Raw genomic sequence first — 16,369 nt, forward strand, 5'->3', positions numbered from 1 at the left:
ACCATATGGAAAAATATATCCTCGCATTAGATCAGGGCACTACCAGCTCACGCGCTATCGTTTTTGATCATCAGGGTTCTATTATAGACATTGCACAAAAAGAATTTAAACAGTACTACCCTAAACCTGGATGGATAGAGCATGACCCTAATGAGATATGGGAAACCCAACTCCAAGTAGCTCAGGAAGTACTCAAGAAAGCTCACCTGAAAGCCAGTCAAATAGCCGCTATCGGTATTACCAATCAGCGCGAGACCACTGTATTGTGGGATAAAGAAACAGGAGAGCCCGTACACAATGCAATTGTCTGGCAAGACCGCCGCACCTCTAAATACTGTGACCAACTACGCGAAGAGGGCTTTGAAGAAACCATAACCGAAAAAACTGGCCTTATCTCCGATGCCTATTTTAGCGGCACCAAAGTAAAATGGATATTAGACAATGTGCCCGAAGCACGCAAAAAAGCAGAGAAGGAACAGCTCGCTTTTGGCACAATTGACTCATTCCTTATCTGGAAACTTACGGGAGGCAAGCTTCACATCACCGATGTTACCAATGCCAGCCGCACACTCCTCTACGATATCCATAAACTCTGGTGGAGTACTACCATCACAAAAAAGTTTGGCGTACCTATGTCCATTCTCCCGCAGGTAGTACCAAGCAGTAAAGAATACGGAAAAACCGACCCGGAATTGTTTGGAGAGGCAATTCCAATCGGAGGTATTGCAGGTGATCAGCAGGCAGCACTTTTCGGACAAATGTGTACGCAACCCGGTATGATTAAAAACACATATGGTACCGGTAGCTTTGTCGTGCTTAACACCGGAGAAAAGCCAATAAGCTCTAAAAACAGACTACTTACTACTATTGCCTCGCAAATAGATGGCAAGACCTCTTATGCACTAGAAGGTAGTATTTTTATTGCTGGTGCTGTAGTACAATGGCTTAGAGATGGCCTGGGAATTATTAAATCTTCTTCTGAAATAGAAGCTTTAGCCAATAGTGTTGATGATAATGGTGGCGTTTATCTGGTACCTGCGCTTACCGGATTGGGTGCTCCCCACTGGGATCAATACGCCAGAGGCACAATAGCCGGAATTACAAGAGGAACTACTGCCGGGCATATCGCCAGAGCAGCAATGGAAGGTATTGCCTATCAGGCTATGGACGTACTTAGAGCCATGCATGATGATGCAGATATAGAGTTGAAAGAGCTTAGGGTAGATGGAGGAGCTACGGCCAACAATACGCTCATGCAATTTCAGGCCGATTTACTTCAGATGCCTGTTGTACGCCCTAAAATTATGGAAACTACAGCTCTGGGTGCAGCGTACCTGGCAGGGCTGGCAGTTGGTTACTGGAGCAGTCTGGAAGAAATTCAACAACAATGGCAGGAAGATCGTACTTTTACACCAGATAAAGACTTTGATGCCACAGAACTACGTAAACATTGGGATAAAGCAGTAGAAAGATCAAAATCATGGATTGAAGAGTAAACAATTTTATCCTCATCTTTTTTAGATAGCTGTACTTATCAACCCCAAAGATTAAGATGGATAGAGAAATAATGATTAATACCATTGCCGAACATGATACCATCTGGGACGTGATCGTCATTGGAGGAGGTGCCACCGGCTTGGGTGCTGCGCTAGAAGCCTCTTCCCGAGGCTATACCACCCTACTGCTGGAACAGGCAGACTTTGCTAAAGGAACTTCCAGCCGCAGTACAAAACTTGCCCATGGCGGAGTCCGCTATCTGCAACAGGGAGATGTGTCCCTGGTTGTGGAAGCCCTGCATGAACGTGGACTGATGATGAAAAACGCACCACATCTGGTAAGAAACCAGGCCTTTGTTATTCCTACTTACGACTGGTGGGGAGGCCCCTTCTATACTGTAGGCATGAAGGTGTATGACGTGCTTGCCGGAAAACTGGGCTTAGGACCTTCCAAAAGCTTATCTAAAGAAGAGACTTTAAAGCTTATTCCTACCGTAGAGCCGGAAGGCCTAAGAGGTGGTGTAATCTATTACGATGGTCAGTTTGATGACGCTCGCCTTGCCATCAACCTTGCCCAGAGTTGTGCCGATACCGGAGGCACCCTGGTTAACTATATGAAGGTAAAAAACCTTATCAAGGCTAGTGATATGGTGAGTGGAGTGGTAGCCGAAGATGTAGAAACCGGCAAAGAGTATAAAATTCAGGGTAGAGTAGTTATTAATGCTACAGGTGTCTTTGTAGACGATATTCTTAAAATGGATAATCCTGATGCCAAACCTATTGTACGTCCGAGCCAGGGGGTACATATCGTACTTGACAAAGAGTTTTTGCCCGGAGACTCCGCTATAATGGTACCCAAAACAGATGATGGGCGGGTACTTTTTGTAGTCCCCTGGAACAATAAAGCAATAGTAGGTACTACCGATACGCCAGTAGACAGTACCTCTCTGGAACCACGTGCTCTGGAAGAAGAAGTAGCTTTTATACTGGAGCACGCAGCAAAATACCTGAGCAAAGATCCTAAAAGAGAAGATGTACAAAGTGTGTTTGCCGGCCTTCGTCCGCTGGTAAGTACCGGAGATGACAAAAATACCGCACAGCTTTCTAGAAGTCATTCTCTTATGGTATCGGTTTCCGGGCTGGTAACTATTACAGGTGGTAAATGGACTACCTATAGACGTATGGGAGAAGACACCATTGATAAGGCATCACTAATTGCCGGGCTGGAAGAGCAACCTTCCAAAACTAAAGACCTGCGCATACATGGCTGGCTTAAAAACGTAAATACAGAAGATCCTTTGTTTTTCTACGGTTCAGACATTATCGCTATTCGTAAGCTGATTAACCGTCGCCCTGAACTAGGAGAACAGATACATAAAGATTTACCTACGGTTAAAGCCCAGGTAGTTTGGGCAGCCCAACAAGAGATGGCGCGTACTGTAGAAGATTTTCTGTCAAGGCGTACCCGCTCACTGCTGCTAAACGCACGTGCCAGTATTGAGATGGCACCTGAAGTAGCAAAACTACTTGCCGATGAGTTAGATAAAGATGAAGCCTGGCAAAAAGATCAGGTAGAGCAATACAGCAAACTAGCCAAAGAATACATATTACAATAGATAGAACTCAGGTAAACAACTTAAAATTACTCATCAAACTATGTCAAACTTTATTGCGGAGTTTATCGGTACCGCTTTGCTTATACTTTTAGGAAATGGCGTTGTAGCCAATGTGGTGCTTAAAGGTACTAAAGGAAATAACAGTGGGTGGATAGTCATTACTTTTGGTTGGGGAATGGCGGTATTTGTGGCAGTTTTTACAGTAAGCGAATATAGTGGAGCGCATATCAACCCGGCAGTTACCTTAGGTCTGGCAGCAGCAGGAGTTTTTGAATGGGCAAAAGTACCGATCTACATATTAGCTCAGCTTGCAGGAGGTGCTACGGGTGCCTTTCTAGTATGGTTATTTTATCGGCAACATGTGGAATTTACCGAAGATAAAGACGCGAAATTAGCCATATTTGCTACTATACCCGCGATAAGAAGTTATGCCAACAATCTAATCTCCGAGATTATTGGTACTTTCGTATTGGTCTTTGCTGTTTTGTATATCGCCTCTCCTACCCTCACTTCCTCCACCTTATCCGCCGATACAGAATTTGGCTTAGGGGCGCTGGGTGCGCTTCCTGTAGGGTTTCTGGTATTCTCATTAGGTCTATCCCTGGGAGGAACTACTGGTTATGCCATTAATCCGGCAAGAGATCTTGCGCCCAGGTTTATGCATCAGATTCTTCCGGTAGCTAACAAAAGAGATAGCGACTGGGCGTATGCATGGGTGCCTATCCTGGGACCAATAATAGGAGGAGTTTCAGCGGGGCTCTGTTATTTACTTCTTCAGTAGTTTTGTGAAAACCCTTTTAGGGGAGCAAATCCCCTAATTTATAGTTTTATCAGTTTTTTCTGCGCTCGTATTCTATCACTCACTATTTCAAGCACATATATACCAGCAGGGCACTCGTACAAGCCACTTAATTCAAGCTTGTTTAGTCCTTTAAATAAATTTCTCTCCTCACTTAGCCAGATTTTTCCCTGTAAATCAAATATGCGCAATAACACAGTACTATAAGCTGTTTCTGATAATTGTATGTTTATCACATCCTCAAATTGACCTGGCCAGACTTTTTCCAGCCCTGCATAATCTATATTTACGATTACAATCGGAGAATACTCAAACTGCCCATCAAAGTCTACCTGCTTTAAGCGATAATAAAACGTATAGCCATCCTGAAAATCAATTTGGGTATCCTCAAACATATAATTTTGCTTTATAGTGGTAGTACCTGATCCCTCTACTTTGCCTACCTTAAAAAAAAGACTTCCATCTAAAGAGCGTTCTATATCAAAATGACTGTTATTAAGCTCAGAGGCAGTTACCCACTTCAGTAAAGCACCTCCATTCATACTTTCAGCAGTAAATGACAAAAGCTCTACCGGAAGAGGGTTGGAGAAACCTTCAGGAAACGAAATTCCTCCAGTAGAAGCCGTTTGATTTCCCTCGTATATACCACAATTTGCATTGCAATTATCTCCGCTCCAGAAAGTTTGCCCAAGTACTGAAATAAAATGCGTATCGCCTCCCAGCGCTGTGCCATCTAAAACCCTTGCCCCTTCTTCCAGAAATATTCCGGCGTCTGATCCGGTAAAAGTTAAACTTCCATAGTTTGCACAAATCCAACATGTTGACTCCATAACCAAATCACCTTCAACAATAAGGACTGCGTTATTTAGTACGTGATCCGTACCTCTTACTACCACTCTTATATCATCAGGAATAAGAATTATGTCATTGTCTCCAGGTTCACCTACTGGCGACCATGTATTAGGATTATGCCAGTTTCCGTTGTTGCTTACTGCTGTTTTGGTTTGTCCGTATGCCACCGAAAAGGCACAAAACATCAGGTATAAAGTAAGCACTCTACACCTCATGGGTAGATAAAATAGTCTTTTCAATTCAAGTTGTTGTTTAGCCAGGTATAAAAGTATTAGTAGTTTTGTCGCAGGACTATCTACTATAACTCAAAGCTACTTGCATAAATCACAATAAACCTAAGAGTTAGCACCACATCTCTACCTTCGTGATTTTTTGGTGTAAAACCGTAATGATATATACTTAAAATGTTTAGTTTTTATTTGCTATTTATTAATAAAAGTACCTTTGATAAAGATTTTAAGTAAGTTCACTCAGGCAAAAACATTAGTAAGAATACGATGAATCATCATACAGCCTCTTTTTGCTAAATGTAAGGCTTTATAACTATCAGCCTTAAGCCATTCACAAACTGTTAAAAGCCAAACAAACCAGTCATTTAATTTTGTCAAATTGAAACTTTAAGGCCATATTCAAGTATTTTATTCATCATGGCTTTTATACGCCATTGGCTTGGAGCCTGTCCATTTGAAATCAAATTCATTAGCACTGATATGAGAAATTCTAAAATTACCGGGCTGGGTAGATACCTGCCTGAGAGAGTAGTAACTAACGACGACCTGGCTAAGATTATGGATACTTCCGATGAGTGGATTAGAGAGCGCTCAGGTATTCGTGAAAGACGTTTTTTTGAGCTTGGCAAAGATACCACTGCCAATATGGGAACGCGAGCAGCACGTATGGCTTTGGAAAATGCCGGCCTCACGCCCGATGATGTAGACTTTATTGTATTTGCTACTCTTAGTCCTGATTATGATTTCCCTGGCTCTGGTGTGCTTGTACAAAGAGAGTTAGGTATACGTGAAATTGGAGCTCTGGACGTACGCAATCAGTGCACTGGCTTTGTATATGGCATTTCCATTGCCGATCAGTTTATCAAAAGTGGTATGTACAATACTGTTCTGGTAATAGGCTCAGAAATACATAGCAGCGGCCTTGACCTTACCACCAGAGGACGAAGTGTATCAGTTCTTTTTGGGGATGGTGCCGGTGCTGCCGTGCTGCAAGCTACAGAAGAAGAAAACAAAGGTATACTATCTACTCACCTGCACTCTGAAGGTAAATATGCCGAAGAGCTAGCTGTGTTGGATGTGGGCAGCAGTCGCTCGGTACCGCGAGTTACCCCACAAATGATAGAGGAAGGCACTGTTTTTCCTGTAATGAACGGTAATTTTGTATTTAAGCATGCTTCTACCCGCTTCCCGGAGGCTGTTATGGAGGCTCTTAATGCTAATGGCTATACGCCGCAGGACCTCAATTTATTGGTGCCTCATCAGGCAAATCTGCGCATCAGCCAAATGGTACAAAAGCAGCTCAATTTAACCGACGACCAGGTTTTTAATAACATCATGAAATACGGGAACACGACTGCGGCATCTATTCCTATCGCGTTAAGCGAAGCCTGGGAGCAAGGAAAGGTAAAAGATAATGACCTGGTGTGTTTGGCAGCTTTTGGTAGTGGGTTTACTTGGGGATCAGCATTAATACGCTGGTAGGTATTGCATAATATGGATATGTTTGTCAAAAAGCTCAGTGGCTATGCTGAGCTTTGGCATTGCTTTTTCCACAATAGAAAAAGCTGTTAATGTATTCAAGTCTACTGTAAAATAAAGCGTAACCAGCATAATGATAGCTATCAGCACTATCAGAATAGAAAACTTCGGTTCCTTGACAAAGAAGTTACGCAATAAGTTGTTGCCCGTTTTCATAAGTGAACCTGTTTAGTAGTTGGTAGTCGTATGACCCTCTTTCTTGCCTAAACGTTTAAAAGCCTTTAATTTTTTTTCAAATTTTTAAGCTAGTTATCAGCCATACGCTTATAGTTGTGCCATTACTATGCCTCTTTTATCAGCTCCTCTACCAGTTTAGGCATACCTGTATGAGCAGATTCTTTGATAGGTACAATATTAGCCTGCTCCTGATATTCTGGAGTTGAAGGGTCTACAATATATACGGGTATCCCTGGCTGTACATCATACAGAAGGCTAGCTGCAGGGTATACCTGAAGAGAGGTACCTACCACTATAAACGTTTCAGCCTTAACAACCTCACTGTAAGCCACTTCCATCATAGGCACCATTTCGCCAAACCATACAATATGCGGTCGTAGTTGCGACCCTTTATCGCATTTATCTCCCCATTTAATATCATCGCCAATTACTTCATACACCAAATTTTCATCTAGTGTACTACGGGATTTGTTCAATTCTCCATGCAGGTGAATAACTTTTGAAGAACCTGCACGCTCATGTAGGTCATCAACGTTTTGGGTAATTATTACCACATCAAAGTATTTCTCTAATTCCACAAGACTGAGGTGTCCGGCATTAGGCTGGGCAAGGCGTGCCGCCTTTCTTCTTTCGTTATAAAAACTCAAAACCAGTTCAGGATTTTTCTTCCAGGCTTGGGCAGTAGCTACATCTTGGATGTCGTACCCCTCCCATAAACCACCAGAATCACGAAAAGTAGGTATACCACTTTCCGCACTTATGCCCGACCCTGATAAGACCACAACTTTTTTCTTCATCTCTTTATAAGTTTCATTAAGTTATTATGCAAATCACTACGCTTTTAGCAGATTGTTTTAAAAATTTACGTTGAGAAATGCTAATTTACAAAATCAACTAAGTGCTAGCCCCATGCCAGTGAAAACCCAAAGAAAGAAAAAACGCAACCCAGTCCTTATCATTGCTATCGTAGCTGCCGTTATCCTCATCTTACTCTTTGCCGCCAAGCAAATGGGCTGGATTGGCAGTGATAACCTAACGGCTGTAGAGCTTGCTCAGGTAAAAGAGCGCACCATTATAGAACGCGTTACTGCTTCCGGCACGGTACAGCCCGAAATGGAAGTAAAAATCTCCCCTGAAGTACCCGGAGAAATCATAGAACTGAATATAGAGGAAGGTGACTCTGTAGCTATGGGGGCACTTTTGGTAAGAATACGCCCTGATAACTTTGAGTCAGTAGTGTCTCGTACGTTGGCTACCCTCAATCAGCAACGTGCTAACCTCGCACAGGCAGAAGCCAGAGCGGCCAGTGCGGCAGCTCAGTTTACCCAGGCTCAGGCAGCCTACGAAAGAAACAAATCGCTGTATGAGGATGAAGTAATTTCTGATGCCGACTTTGAGACTGCCGAAAGCAACTATCAGGTTGCCCGACAAGAATTGGAATCTGCCAAACAAAGTATAGAAGCAGCACGCTTTGCAGTAAAAAGTGCTGAGGCCTCGGTAGAAGAAGCTCGCGAAAACTTATCGCTCACCAGTATTTATGCTCCTGTAGGCGGTATTGTCTCCAAACTGGATGTGGAGCAGGGCGAAAGAGTGGTAGGCACATCTCAAATGGCCGGAACAGAGATGCTCCGCATTGCCGATCTCAACAGAATGGAAGTAAGAGTAGATGTAAATGAGAACGACATCATTCGGGTAAATATGGGAGATACAGCTATTGTAGACGTAGATGCTTACTCATACATGGACAAAGAGTTTAAAGGCGTAGTTACCTCTATTGCCAGCACAGCTAACGAAAAGCTTACCTCTGAAGCCGTAACTGAGTTTGAAGTACGCATCCGCCTACTCAACGAATCATATAAGGATTTGATGACTGATAAAGGGCCATATCCTTTTCGTCCGGGCATGACTGCCAGCGTGGATATCATCACTCAGAAAAAAGAGCGTACCCTATCGGTACCCCTGGCCTCTGTAACTACCCGGCCAGACAACCCTCCTACTTCGTCAGAAGAGAATAGCGAAGATGAGCAGGATGATGATAGTAGCTTTAATCAGGAAGAGACTCTCAGAGAAGTAGTTTTCCGCTTAAAGGATGACAATACAGTTGAGCGTGTCTATGTTACTACTGGCATTAGTGATTATGAGAACATAGAAATTTTAGAAGGCTTGAGTTCCGGTGACAGAGTGGTGTCCGGACCTTATATTGCCATCTCTACCCAACTTAAAGACGGTAGCGCCGTCAAAGAAGCTGAGAACCAACGCCCCAACTTCAACCGAAATAACAACTAAGCTAACTCCCCCCTTTACAAAGGGGAATGCTAGAAAACTAAAGAGCATGATAACAAAATAACTCCTTAACTTACCCCTTTTCAAAAAGGGGGAATTCCTGCACACTCCCCTTTTTTGCCTTCTCGCTTTCTCTATTTTTTTGGATTCAGATTATTTCGCCCTAATTTGAACGCTGAATCATATTATTCTACACGCTTAAACTTCTGGTTTAATAAAATATCTCGGCTTATGAATGTAAAAACTCGCTTGCAGCTGTCAGGAATGATGTTCCTGGAGTATTTTGTATGGGGAGCTTGGTATGTAACCCTAGGAACATATCTGGGCGCAACGCTCAAGTTTGAAGGATCTCAGATTGGACTTACCTATAGTGCTTTTGCCATTGCCGCCATGATCTCGCCCTTCTTCGTTGGTATGGTAGCAGACCGTTTTTTCCCTACCGAAAGAGTATTAGGTGTTCTACATATTGTGGGAGCTGGCTTACTCTATTACCTGGCACAGATAGAAGACTTCAGCCTGTTCTACCCGGTCATTATCGCGTATACCTTATGCTTTATGCCAACCATTGCCCTTACCAACTCCCTGGCATTCTCCCATATGGAAAACCCCGGAGAGCAGTTTCCTGGTGTAAGGGTACTGGGAACAATCAGTTGGATTATCGTAGGTTTAATTGTAGGCTTTATGGAAGTTGAAGCCATGAACACACCTATACTCATAGCTTCAGGAGCCTCTATCGTTATGGGAATTTATAGCTTTACCCTACCCCATACCCCTCCTAAAAGTAAAGGACAGAAAGCCAGCGTAAGAGACATACTTGGTCTGGATGCCATTAAGCTGATGAAAGACCGTTCTTTCGCCATACTGTTTATTGCCTCCCTGCTAATCTGTATTCCACTATCTTTTTACTACAGCTTTGCCAATCTTTACCTCAACGACATAGGCGTTACCAATGCTGCCGGTAAAATGACTATGGGACAAGGCTCTGAAATTCTCTTCTTACTACTAATGCCTTTCTTCTTTAAGCGTTTTGGCTACAAAAAAATGCTGATGATTGGTATGGCTGCCTGGGCTGCCCGATATGCTTTATTTATGTTCGGTAACCCTACCGAACTGGTATGGATGCTCTATGGCGGCATTATCCTTCATGGTATCTGCTATGATTTTTTCTTTGTTACCGGACAGATTTATGTAGACGAAAGAGCTCCTAAGTCGGTAAAGAACGCAGCTCAGGGCCTAATCACATTCGCTACTTATGGTGTGGGTATGTTTATCGGCTCATGGCTCTCAGGTATTATCGTTGAAAGCAATACCAATGTAGTGGACGACGTAAAAGAATACCTATGGTACGAGATATGGCTGATACCTGCCGTACTTTCTGCTGTAGTATTGGTACTCTTCACCATCTTCTTTAAAGAAAAGAAGGCAATAGACAAGCCAGACAGTCCAAATGACGACAGCACCAGCCAAAGCATAGCTGAAACCAAAGCGGTATAGTTACACTACTCCCCTTATCTATTCACAACTCTTCCTCTGTGTCAGAGGAAGAGTTTTTTTGTATTTACCCATATCACCAACCTCTTTGCTATTTTCACTGCATATTTCTATTGGAATATCCTGAGCTTGTATTACATTCTTTTAGCTTTACTTATATTTGTAGTTCATATGAAATTGTAAACAACAAAAGCGTTTATCGTGAAAAACTTATCCCTAATCTTAAATGGAATTCTGGCAGTAGCTGTCATCTATTTGTATGTCTTGCATTTCAGCGGTGGTAGCCCTGCGGAGCCTGAGCAAGCATCAAATGTAAGTACTGGTGGTATCCCTAAAATCGCCTATGTCAACTCAGACACCCTACTTCAGTACTATGACTTCTTTCAGGACAAAAGAGCTGAGCTGGAAGACAAAGCTCAAAAGCTACAATCAGATTATGAAACTCGTGCCAAAGGCCTTCAGAGTGAGATTACCGCATTCCAGCGCAATGCTGGCTCCATGACCATGAACCAGGCGCGTGCTTTAGAAGAAGACCTGATGAAGAAGCAACAAAACCTGGTGCAGTATCAGCAGAACCTGAGCACTGAACTGATGCAGGAAGAGGCTAAAGTAAACGAAGAGCTTTACGAAAAAGTAGCGGAGTACCTGGAAGAGTATGGTGCCAACCAGAACTTTAAAGTTGTACTTACCTATACCAAAAACAGTGGAGTGCTTTATGCTGATGACAGCCTGGATATTACCAGAGTAGTAGTAGACGGACTTAACGAGCGCTACAATAGTGCCGATGCAGGTAGCTCAACCCAAAACGACTCTACCAGCGCTAACTAACCTACTTAGTAATAGCGAGGGCATAAAAAAACAACTGCCAGGCTATCTCAGTCTGGCAGTTTCTGTTTTTAGGCAGCAGTTTCTGTACGTTTCTTTCGGTAGCTGGTAACTACCATGCCAAACGACTCCAGTATCTGCGGATTGTCCTTAAAAGCGATACGGGCAAGCTTACGAAAATCACCATACCAATTACGCAATTCCTTAATTACCTCATTCCTCTCCTGCGTACTGTTCTCCGCATCCCCTTTTTTTCTCAAACGCTCCACTTTCAGAGCCATTAGCGCCTCTACCGCAGCCCGGTTTTGCTGAAAGCCCTCCTCACTGGCACCATACTGCACTAGCTTTTCCATATGCAGGGGCGCTTTGCTGTAGAAATCTGTAGCCTGTTGTACTTTTTGCCACTTAGCACTAGCGACACGCCTGACCTTAAGCTCCTGTAGCATATGTGGCTCCTTCCTAAAAGCCGCTTTAGCAATAGCTACATGATCATTAAATGCCTCCAGAGCCTTGCGGCTGTCCTCTTCAATCTGTACTGACATGCGCCGAGCCTCATCATAGTGCTGCTCCTGTTTACTGTACACATTTTGCGCATTTTCTAACAGGCTTTTACCCTCCTGCATACGCCTGGGCGACATACCAAAGCTACCCATTCTCTTTTGCACTTCATCATTAGCCGTAGTGTTTAAAATAGCCAATGATACTGCTTCAAATAAATCTGAAATTGATGTTGTTTTCATACCATTTGTAAGTTAAGTAAGACCTATACATCATGTACTTACAAAATAAAGCAGTGATGAAACGTATTGCCCTACGTATACAAACGTATAATTACATAGTAATTAATCACTATATAAAATCATATTTAACAGAAAGACAAACCACTGATAATGAGCTAAATGTCTAATTAAATCTATCTAACAGGCTCTTGATGCAGACAGGCACGCAAATTACAACTCACTCAAATACAGACACATACATATACTTTAAAGCATAAGGGTAAAAAACACCCTTAAATTACCAAAGCTCTACCTATTCATTACCAGTTACCTATGCAATGTCCACAGTTATAGCTTCTACACTTGCAGAAGGCTAAGCCATAGGTATATTAAAGTCAGGAAAAGCTATGTTTATAGCCTAAAATACTATAGTTGTAGCTGATTCTCTTACTCTCTTTATATTTTTGTATTGATGCTGGAAAAGTTGAGACAACATATTGAGCAAGTAGTGCCCTTAAGCAATGAGGAATTCGCCTGGGTTAGCACTCATTTTACAATTGCGGAGTTTCCTAAAAAACACTTTCTTTTTGAGAAGGGAGAAAGAGTAAATCATATTTACTTTGTTGCTTCTGGCCTGCTTAATCTGCTGTATTATGATGAGGAAGCCAAGGAGCATATTGTTTCTTTTGCTATGGAAGACTGGTGGGAAAGTGATTTTTACGCTTACTTCCACAGAACTAAAGCCAGCATGAGTTTGCTATGTCTTGAACCCACTATGGTACTCTGTCTATCATTAGAAGGCTACCACAGCCTTTGTACACAAATGCAAAAGATGGGCAGCTTCTTCCTGCAAAAATCAAACGCTGGTTTTATTGGTTCTCAGCAACGTATTTTATCTCTACTTATGAGCAACGCCAAAGAACGATACGAACAGATTTTACATCACTCTCCTGCCTTACTGCAAAGAGTTTCCAAAACCCAACTCGCTGCCTACCTCGGTGTTTCCAGAGAAACTTTGAGCAGGCTTAAGATTTAAAAATAATTCCCGATTAGTGAAATTAAGCTTGTTATCTTTGTAATAGTTATGAAAATAAATGTGTGTATTATTATATCTTAACAAAACTCCACTTAGATATTTAATAGACTTGTTATCACTGTAGAATAACCCCGTATTGAGGTCAGTATATATAGAGTTTATTGTTCTATCATCTATTGTTTTGCCATACAAAAATGAAAAAACATCTATTTCATCAATTCCGCTATCTGGGTCTATGTATAAGTTAATAATATAGGGCAACCGTATAGAGTTAATCAAGTCTACATATTTGTTAACTTTTTGATTAAATATACTGTTCTTACTTTCTAATCTCCGTTTATCAATATTTATTAAGCCTACATTACTAGATACAATAATATTATCTAAAGCAGTATCAACCTTTACTATTTTAAATGAGAAATTATCAAACAGGACAACTTGATCCATTAAAGATCTGGGTTCTGTGAGCCATTTCACCAACTCTTCAATTATAAAATCTAAATTATAATCAGATGGAAGGAAATATTGATTCTTATAGTCTATCTGTAAACAATAATTGCCTTTTATTTGCTTCACTCTATTGACTAACTGCTCTTCAAATTCTTTTATAGACTGTTCACTATGGATCAAGTTGAGCCTCAAAACTTCACCTATTATTACTTGTCCATTTAGATATATTGTCCAATCTGGTTCATTTATCTTACCATCAACCCTATATTTTTTCTCGTATTCTAATAAAGCACCATTCTGAGCATAAAAAAAACCAAAATTGATTTCAGTAATGTGAGAAAGGAAGTTCATGCGATTTCTCTCCTTTCTCAGTTTATTCAACACCTTTCGTTTTGTTTGATCATTAAAAACCTGAAGCTCAGTTTCAAATGACTTTCTCCCTGAAATATACATTTCATACAAACTCATAATCTAATATAGCTTTCTCCTAAATAGTGACAAAGGTCACGACTGAAATATCATTGCCTGCTGCACCTTTGCCATATCCATAAAATACTAAACCAATGCAAAAAAAAGTAATTAACCCCTGGGTATGGCAAAACGAACGTAGTTACTCACAGGCTATTGAAGTGAGTCAGGCAGTAAGTACCTTGTATATTTCAGGTCAAACCGCTATCAATGATAAGGGAATATCAAGCGCCGCTGAAATGGCTGTTCAGTTGGAAGAGGCCATGTACAATTTAGGAAAAGTAATAGAGGAGGCAGGCTACCAATGTAAAAACATTGTGCGTTTAAATGTGTACACCACCTCTGTAGATGAGTTTATGCAAAGCTTTTCGGTTTTTCAGGCATGGGTAGCGCGACACAACATACAGCAGGCGACTACGCTCATTGAGGTAAAGAGCTTGTTTGAGTCTCTTAAGATAGAACTGGAGGCCACCGCAGTAAAGTAACTGCTATACTCTCACAAGTTTCATACGAGCTGGTGAGGCACACCATCAAATACTGGCAGATTAGCTCTCATTGACGAGGATGTGAGGTCTAATCCTTATGGATAAGTACTTTTCTGCGAGGATATAATATCATTTGTAGGCAAATGAGTACTTAACTGTCTACATTCAACCTTCAATGTTCATTAATAAGTACTTATCTGTCTACATTTAACCTTCAATGTTCATTAATATGTACTTATCTTTCAGGATTAAACGGCCTATGTACGCATAAAAGTATTTTGCGGGTAGCATATAACCTGCTATAGACTAAACAAACTAATCTACACACTACTTTACTCCTGGTTTGTACTTCTATTCTTAATTCCCGGCTTAAAACCTCTTCGCCATATCTTTGATGGCCGTTTCAGCAGCATGGAATCCACACATGCCGTGTACACCTCCACCGGGAGGCGTGGCCGATGAGCAAATGTACAGGCCTTCTACCGGCGTACGATAAGGGTTCAACTGATACACAGGACGTGTAAACTGCTGGGTGATAGTCTGTGCCCCACAGTTAATGTCTCCCCCTATGTAGTTAGCACTCATCTGCTCTACCGCTTTGGTATTCATCGTATGTCTTTGGAGGATCACATCTCTAAAACCCGGCGCAAAGCGTTCTATCTGATTTTCTATAGCCTCCGTCATGTCTTTGCGAGAGTAGCGAGGCACATGGCAGTAGGCCCAGGCAGTATGCTTGCCTTCCGGAGCACGGTTTTTATCAAAGAGTGAGGGCTGTACCAGCAGCACATAGGGCTTTTCGCTATGCCTGCCCTGCCAATTGTCCAGCTCTGAGCTGGAAATCGCTTCATAGCTGGGGCCCAGGTGCACAGTAGCTGCCTTCAGGCATTTTTTGTTGGTAAAAGGTATGGGCTCACTCAGCGCCCAGTCTACTTTAAAGATACCTTGCCCGTACTGGTAGTTCTTCAGGTTTTGCCGGTACCACCAGGGCAGGTGTATGCCCTTCATATCCAGCAATAGCTGAGGCGCTGTATCCACAAGTATCATCCTGGAGGGGGGCAGGTCAGCGATAGAGCTCACCGGCGTATTAAGTTGCACCTCACCGCCCAGCGAGCGGAAGTAGCTATCCAGCGCATCGGTAATGGCCTGTGCGCCACCCAGAGGAAAGGGCCAGCCTACCTTATGAGCCAGTGTGCCCAGTACCATAGCAATACCAGATGAGGCCCATTTGTGCAGGGGTAGCATGGCGTGGGCCGAGAGTCCTGCCAGCAAGGCTTTGGTACGATCTTCTTTAAAGGCTATTTTGTTGAGCAAGCTCAGCGGTTGTATCGCTCTTAAGCCAAACTGGGCCAGCTTAAGCGGTGAAGAAGGCCAGCTCAGCGGCCCTAGAAAGTCAGGAGCGATTTCATCCCAATGCTCTACAGAAGGCTGCATCAGATCTATATATGCCTGATAGTCTTTACCCAGCTGAATGGCTGTTTTTTCTATATCCTGATACATGAGCAATGCATCGCCCCCATCAAGAGGGTGTGCCAGGGGTGCTTCTGAGAAGCCCCAGCGTAGTCCGTGCTCCGCCAGAGGCAAAGTGCTCAGGTAAGGAGAGGCATAAGCCAGGGGATGAATAGCGGAGCCAGTATCATGTACATATCCAGGCAGGGTAAGAGCTTCGGAACGGGCTCCCCCTCCCTTATAGGCATGCGCTTCTAGTATTAGTACGGAGTAGCCCTCCTGCAGAAGGCGGATTGCGGCTGCGTATCCATTAGGGCCACTGCCCACCACTACGGCATCGTATTTTTTCATAAAAAAGGGTCAGTTTAAAAAGTCTAAGTGCCAGTAATACTGTCATTTTTTACATTATTATATATTTCCTTTGACATTCTGGCAGAATTTATTAAGTGCACAATAG

General features: G+C 42.5%; 15 protein-coding genes. 9 read left to right on the plus strand and 6 right to left on the minus strand.

The window, feature by feature from the left end:
- Positions 1–5: 5 nt before the first annotated feature.
- Genes glpK through PZB74_RS01725 form a run of 3 tightly spaced genes read left to right on the plus strand, consistent with a single transcriptional unit; the run spans position 6 to position 3,893 of the window.
- Entirely contained in the window at positions 6–1,496 is a 1,491-nt protein-coding gene (gene glpK / locus PZB74_RS01715) for a glycerol kinase GlpK (protein WP_302240250.1), read from the plus strand.
- A 56-nt stretch (positions 1,497–1,552) separates the two neighbouring features.
- Positions 1,553–3,112 carry a glycerol-3-phosphate dehydrogenase/oxidase gene (locus tag PZB74_RS01720; RefSeq protein WP_302240252.1) on the plus strand — a complete coding sequence of 520 codons (1,560 nt, stop codon included), beginning with the start codon at positions 1,553–1,555 and terminating at the stop codon, positions 3,110–3,112.
- A gap of 40 nt (positions 3,113–3,152) precedes the next feature.
- The gene (locus PZB74_RS01725; RefSeq protein ID WP_302240253.1) at positions 3,153–3,893 is read left to right on the plus strand and encodes an MIP/aquaporin family protein; all 741 of its coding nucleotides are present in this window, start codon (positions 3,153–3,155) and stop codon (positions 3,891–3,893) included.
- Between the two features lie 38 nt (positions 3,894–3,931).
- Here the strand turns inward: PZB74_RS01725 and PZB74_RS01730 are convergent, their stop codons facing one another.
- Complete coding sequence (locus PZB74_RS01730; RefSeq protein ID WP_302240254.1) at positions 3,932–5,002, minus strand: T9SS type A sorting domain-containing protein; 1,071 nt, start codon at positions 5,000–5,002, stop codon at positions 3,932–3,934.
- Between the two features lie 471 nt (positions 5,003–5,473).
- On the opposite strand from PZB74_RS01730, the gene PZB74_RS01735 reads away from it, so the two are divergent.
- On the plus strand, positions 5,474–6,475 hold the full coding sequence (locus PZB74_RS01735) for a 3-oxoacyl-ACP synthase III family protein (RefSeq protein WP_302240256.1): 1,002 nt from the start codon (positions 5,474–5,476) through the stop codon (positions 6,473–6,475).
- On the opposite strand, the gene PZB74_RS01740 is transcribed toward PZB74_RS01735, so the two are convergent.
- Together PZB74_RS01740 and PZB74_RS01745 are read right to left on the minus strand one after the other, a co-directional pair.
- On the minus strand, positions 6,461–6,688 hold the full coding sequence (locus PZB74_RS01740) for a hypothetical protein (RefSeq protein ID WP_302240257.1): 228 nt from the start codon (positions 6,686–6,688) through the stop codon (positions 6,461–6,463). The two genes, PZB74_RS01735 and PZB74_RS01740, sit on opposite strands and share 15 nt — an antisense overlap.
- A gap of 125 nt (positions 6,689–6,813) precedes the next feature.
- Positions 6,814–7,506: an SIR2 family NAD-dependent protein deacylase gene (locus PZB74_RS01745; RefSeq protein ID WP_302240259.1), complete on the minus strand. Its 693-nt coding sequence runs from the start codon at positions 7,504–7,506 to the stop codon at positions 6,814–6,816.
- Positions 7,507–7,618: 112 nt separating this feature from the next.
- On the opposite strand from PZB74_RS01745, the gene PZB74_RS01750 reads away from it, so the two are divergent.
- From PZB74_RS01750 to PZB74_RS01760, 3 genes are all read left to right on the plus strand, one after another.
- Positions 7,619–8,995, plus strand: a complete 1,377-nt coding sequence (locus PZB74_RS01750) for an efflux RND transporter periplasmic adaptor subunit (protein ID WP_302240261.1) — start codon at positions 7,619–7,621, stop codon at positions 8,993–8,995.
- Positions 8,996–9,223: 228 nt separating this feature from the next.
- Entirely contained in the window at positions 9,224–10,486 is a 1,263-nt protein-coding gene (locus tag PZB74_RS01755) for a nucleoside permease (protein WP_302240263.1), read from the plus strand.
- 198 nt (positions 10,487–10,684) lie between these two features.
- Entirely contained in the window at positions 10,685–11,311 is a 627-nt protein-coding gene (locus PZB74_RS01760) for an OmpH/Skp family outer membrane protein (protein WP_302240265.1), read from the plus strand.
- Positions 11,312–11,379: 68 nt separating this feature from the next.
- On the opposite strand, the gene PZB74_RS01765 is transcribed toward PZB74_RS01760, so the two are convergent.
- On the minus strand, positions 11,380–12,048 hold the full coding sequence (locus PZB74_RS01765) for a PQLLE family protein (protein WP_302240267.1): 669 nt from the start codon (positions 12,046–12,048) through the stop codon (positions 11,380–11,382).
- 451 nt (positions 12,049–12,499) lie between these two features.
- Here PZB74_RS01765 and PZB74_RS01770 point away from each other — a divergent pair, with 451 nt between their 5' ends.
- Entirely contained in the window at positions 12,500–13,063 is a 564-nt protein-coding gene (locus tag PZB74_RS01770; protein WP_302240268.1) for a Crp/Fnr family transcriptional regulator, read from the plus strand.
- On the opposite strand, the gene PZB74_RS01775 is transcribed toward PZB74_RS01770, so the two are convergent.
- Positions 12,983–13,981 carry a hypothetical protein gene (locus PZB74_RS01775; RefSeq protein ID WP_302240270.1) on the minus strand — a complete coding sequence of 333 codons (999 nt, stop codon included), beginning with the start codon at positions 13,979–13,981 and terminating at the stop codon, positions 12,983–12,985. The genes PZB74_RS01770 and PZB74_RS01775 overlap by 81 nt on opposite strands.
- Positions 13,982–14,076: 95 nt before the next feature.
- Between PZB74_RS01775 and PZB74_RS01780 the strand changes: the two genes are divergently transcribed.
- Positions 14,077–14,466 carry a RidA family protein gene (locus tag PZB74_RS01780; protein ID WP_302240272.1) on the plus strand — a complete coding sequence of 130 codons (390 nt, stop codon included), beginning with the start codon at positions 14,077–14,079 and terminating at the stop codon, positions 14,464–14,466.
- Between the two features lie 369 nt (positions 14,467–14,835).
- On the opposite strand, the gene PZB74_RS01785 is transcribed toward PZB74_RS01780, so the two are convergent.
- Positions 14,836–16,263 (minus strand): phytoene desaturase family protein, encoded by a 1,428-nt coding sequence (locus tag PZB74_RS01785; protein ID WP_302240274.1) that lies wholly within the window; start codon positions 16,261–16,263, stop codon positions 14,836–14,838.
- Positions 16,264–16,369 lie beyond the last annotated feature (106 nt).

The organism is Porifericola rhodea, from assembly GCF_030506305.1.
In the GTDB taxonomy this organism is placed as follows: Bacteria; Bacteroidota; Bacteroidia; order Cytophagales; family Cyclobacteriaceae; genus Catalinimonas; species Catalinimonas rhodea.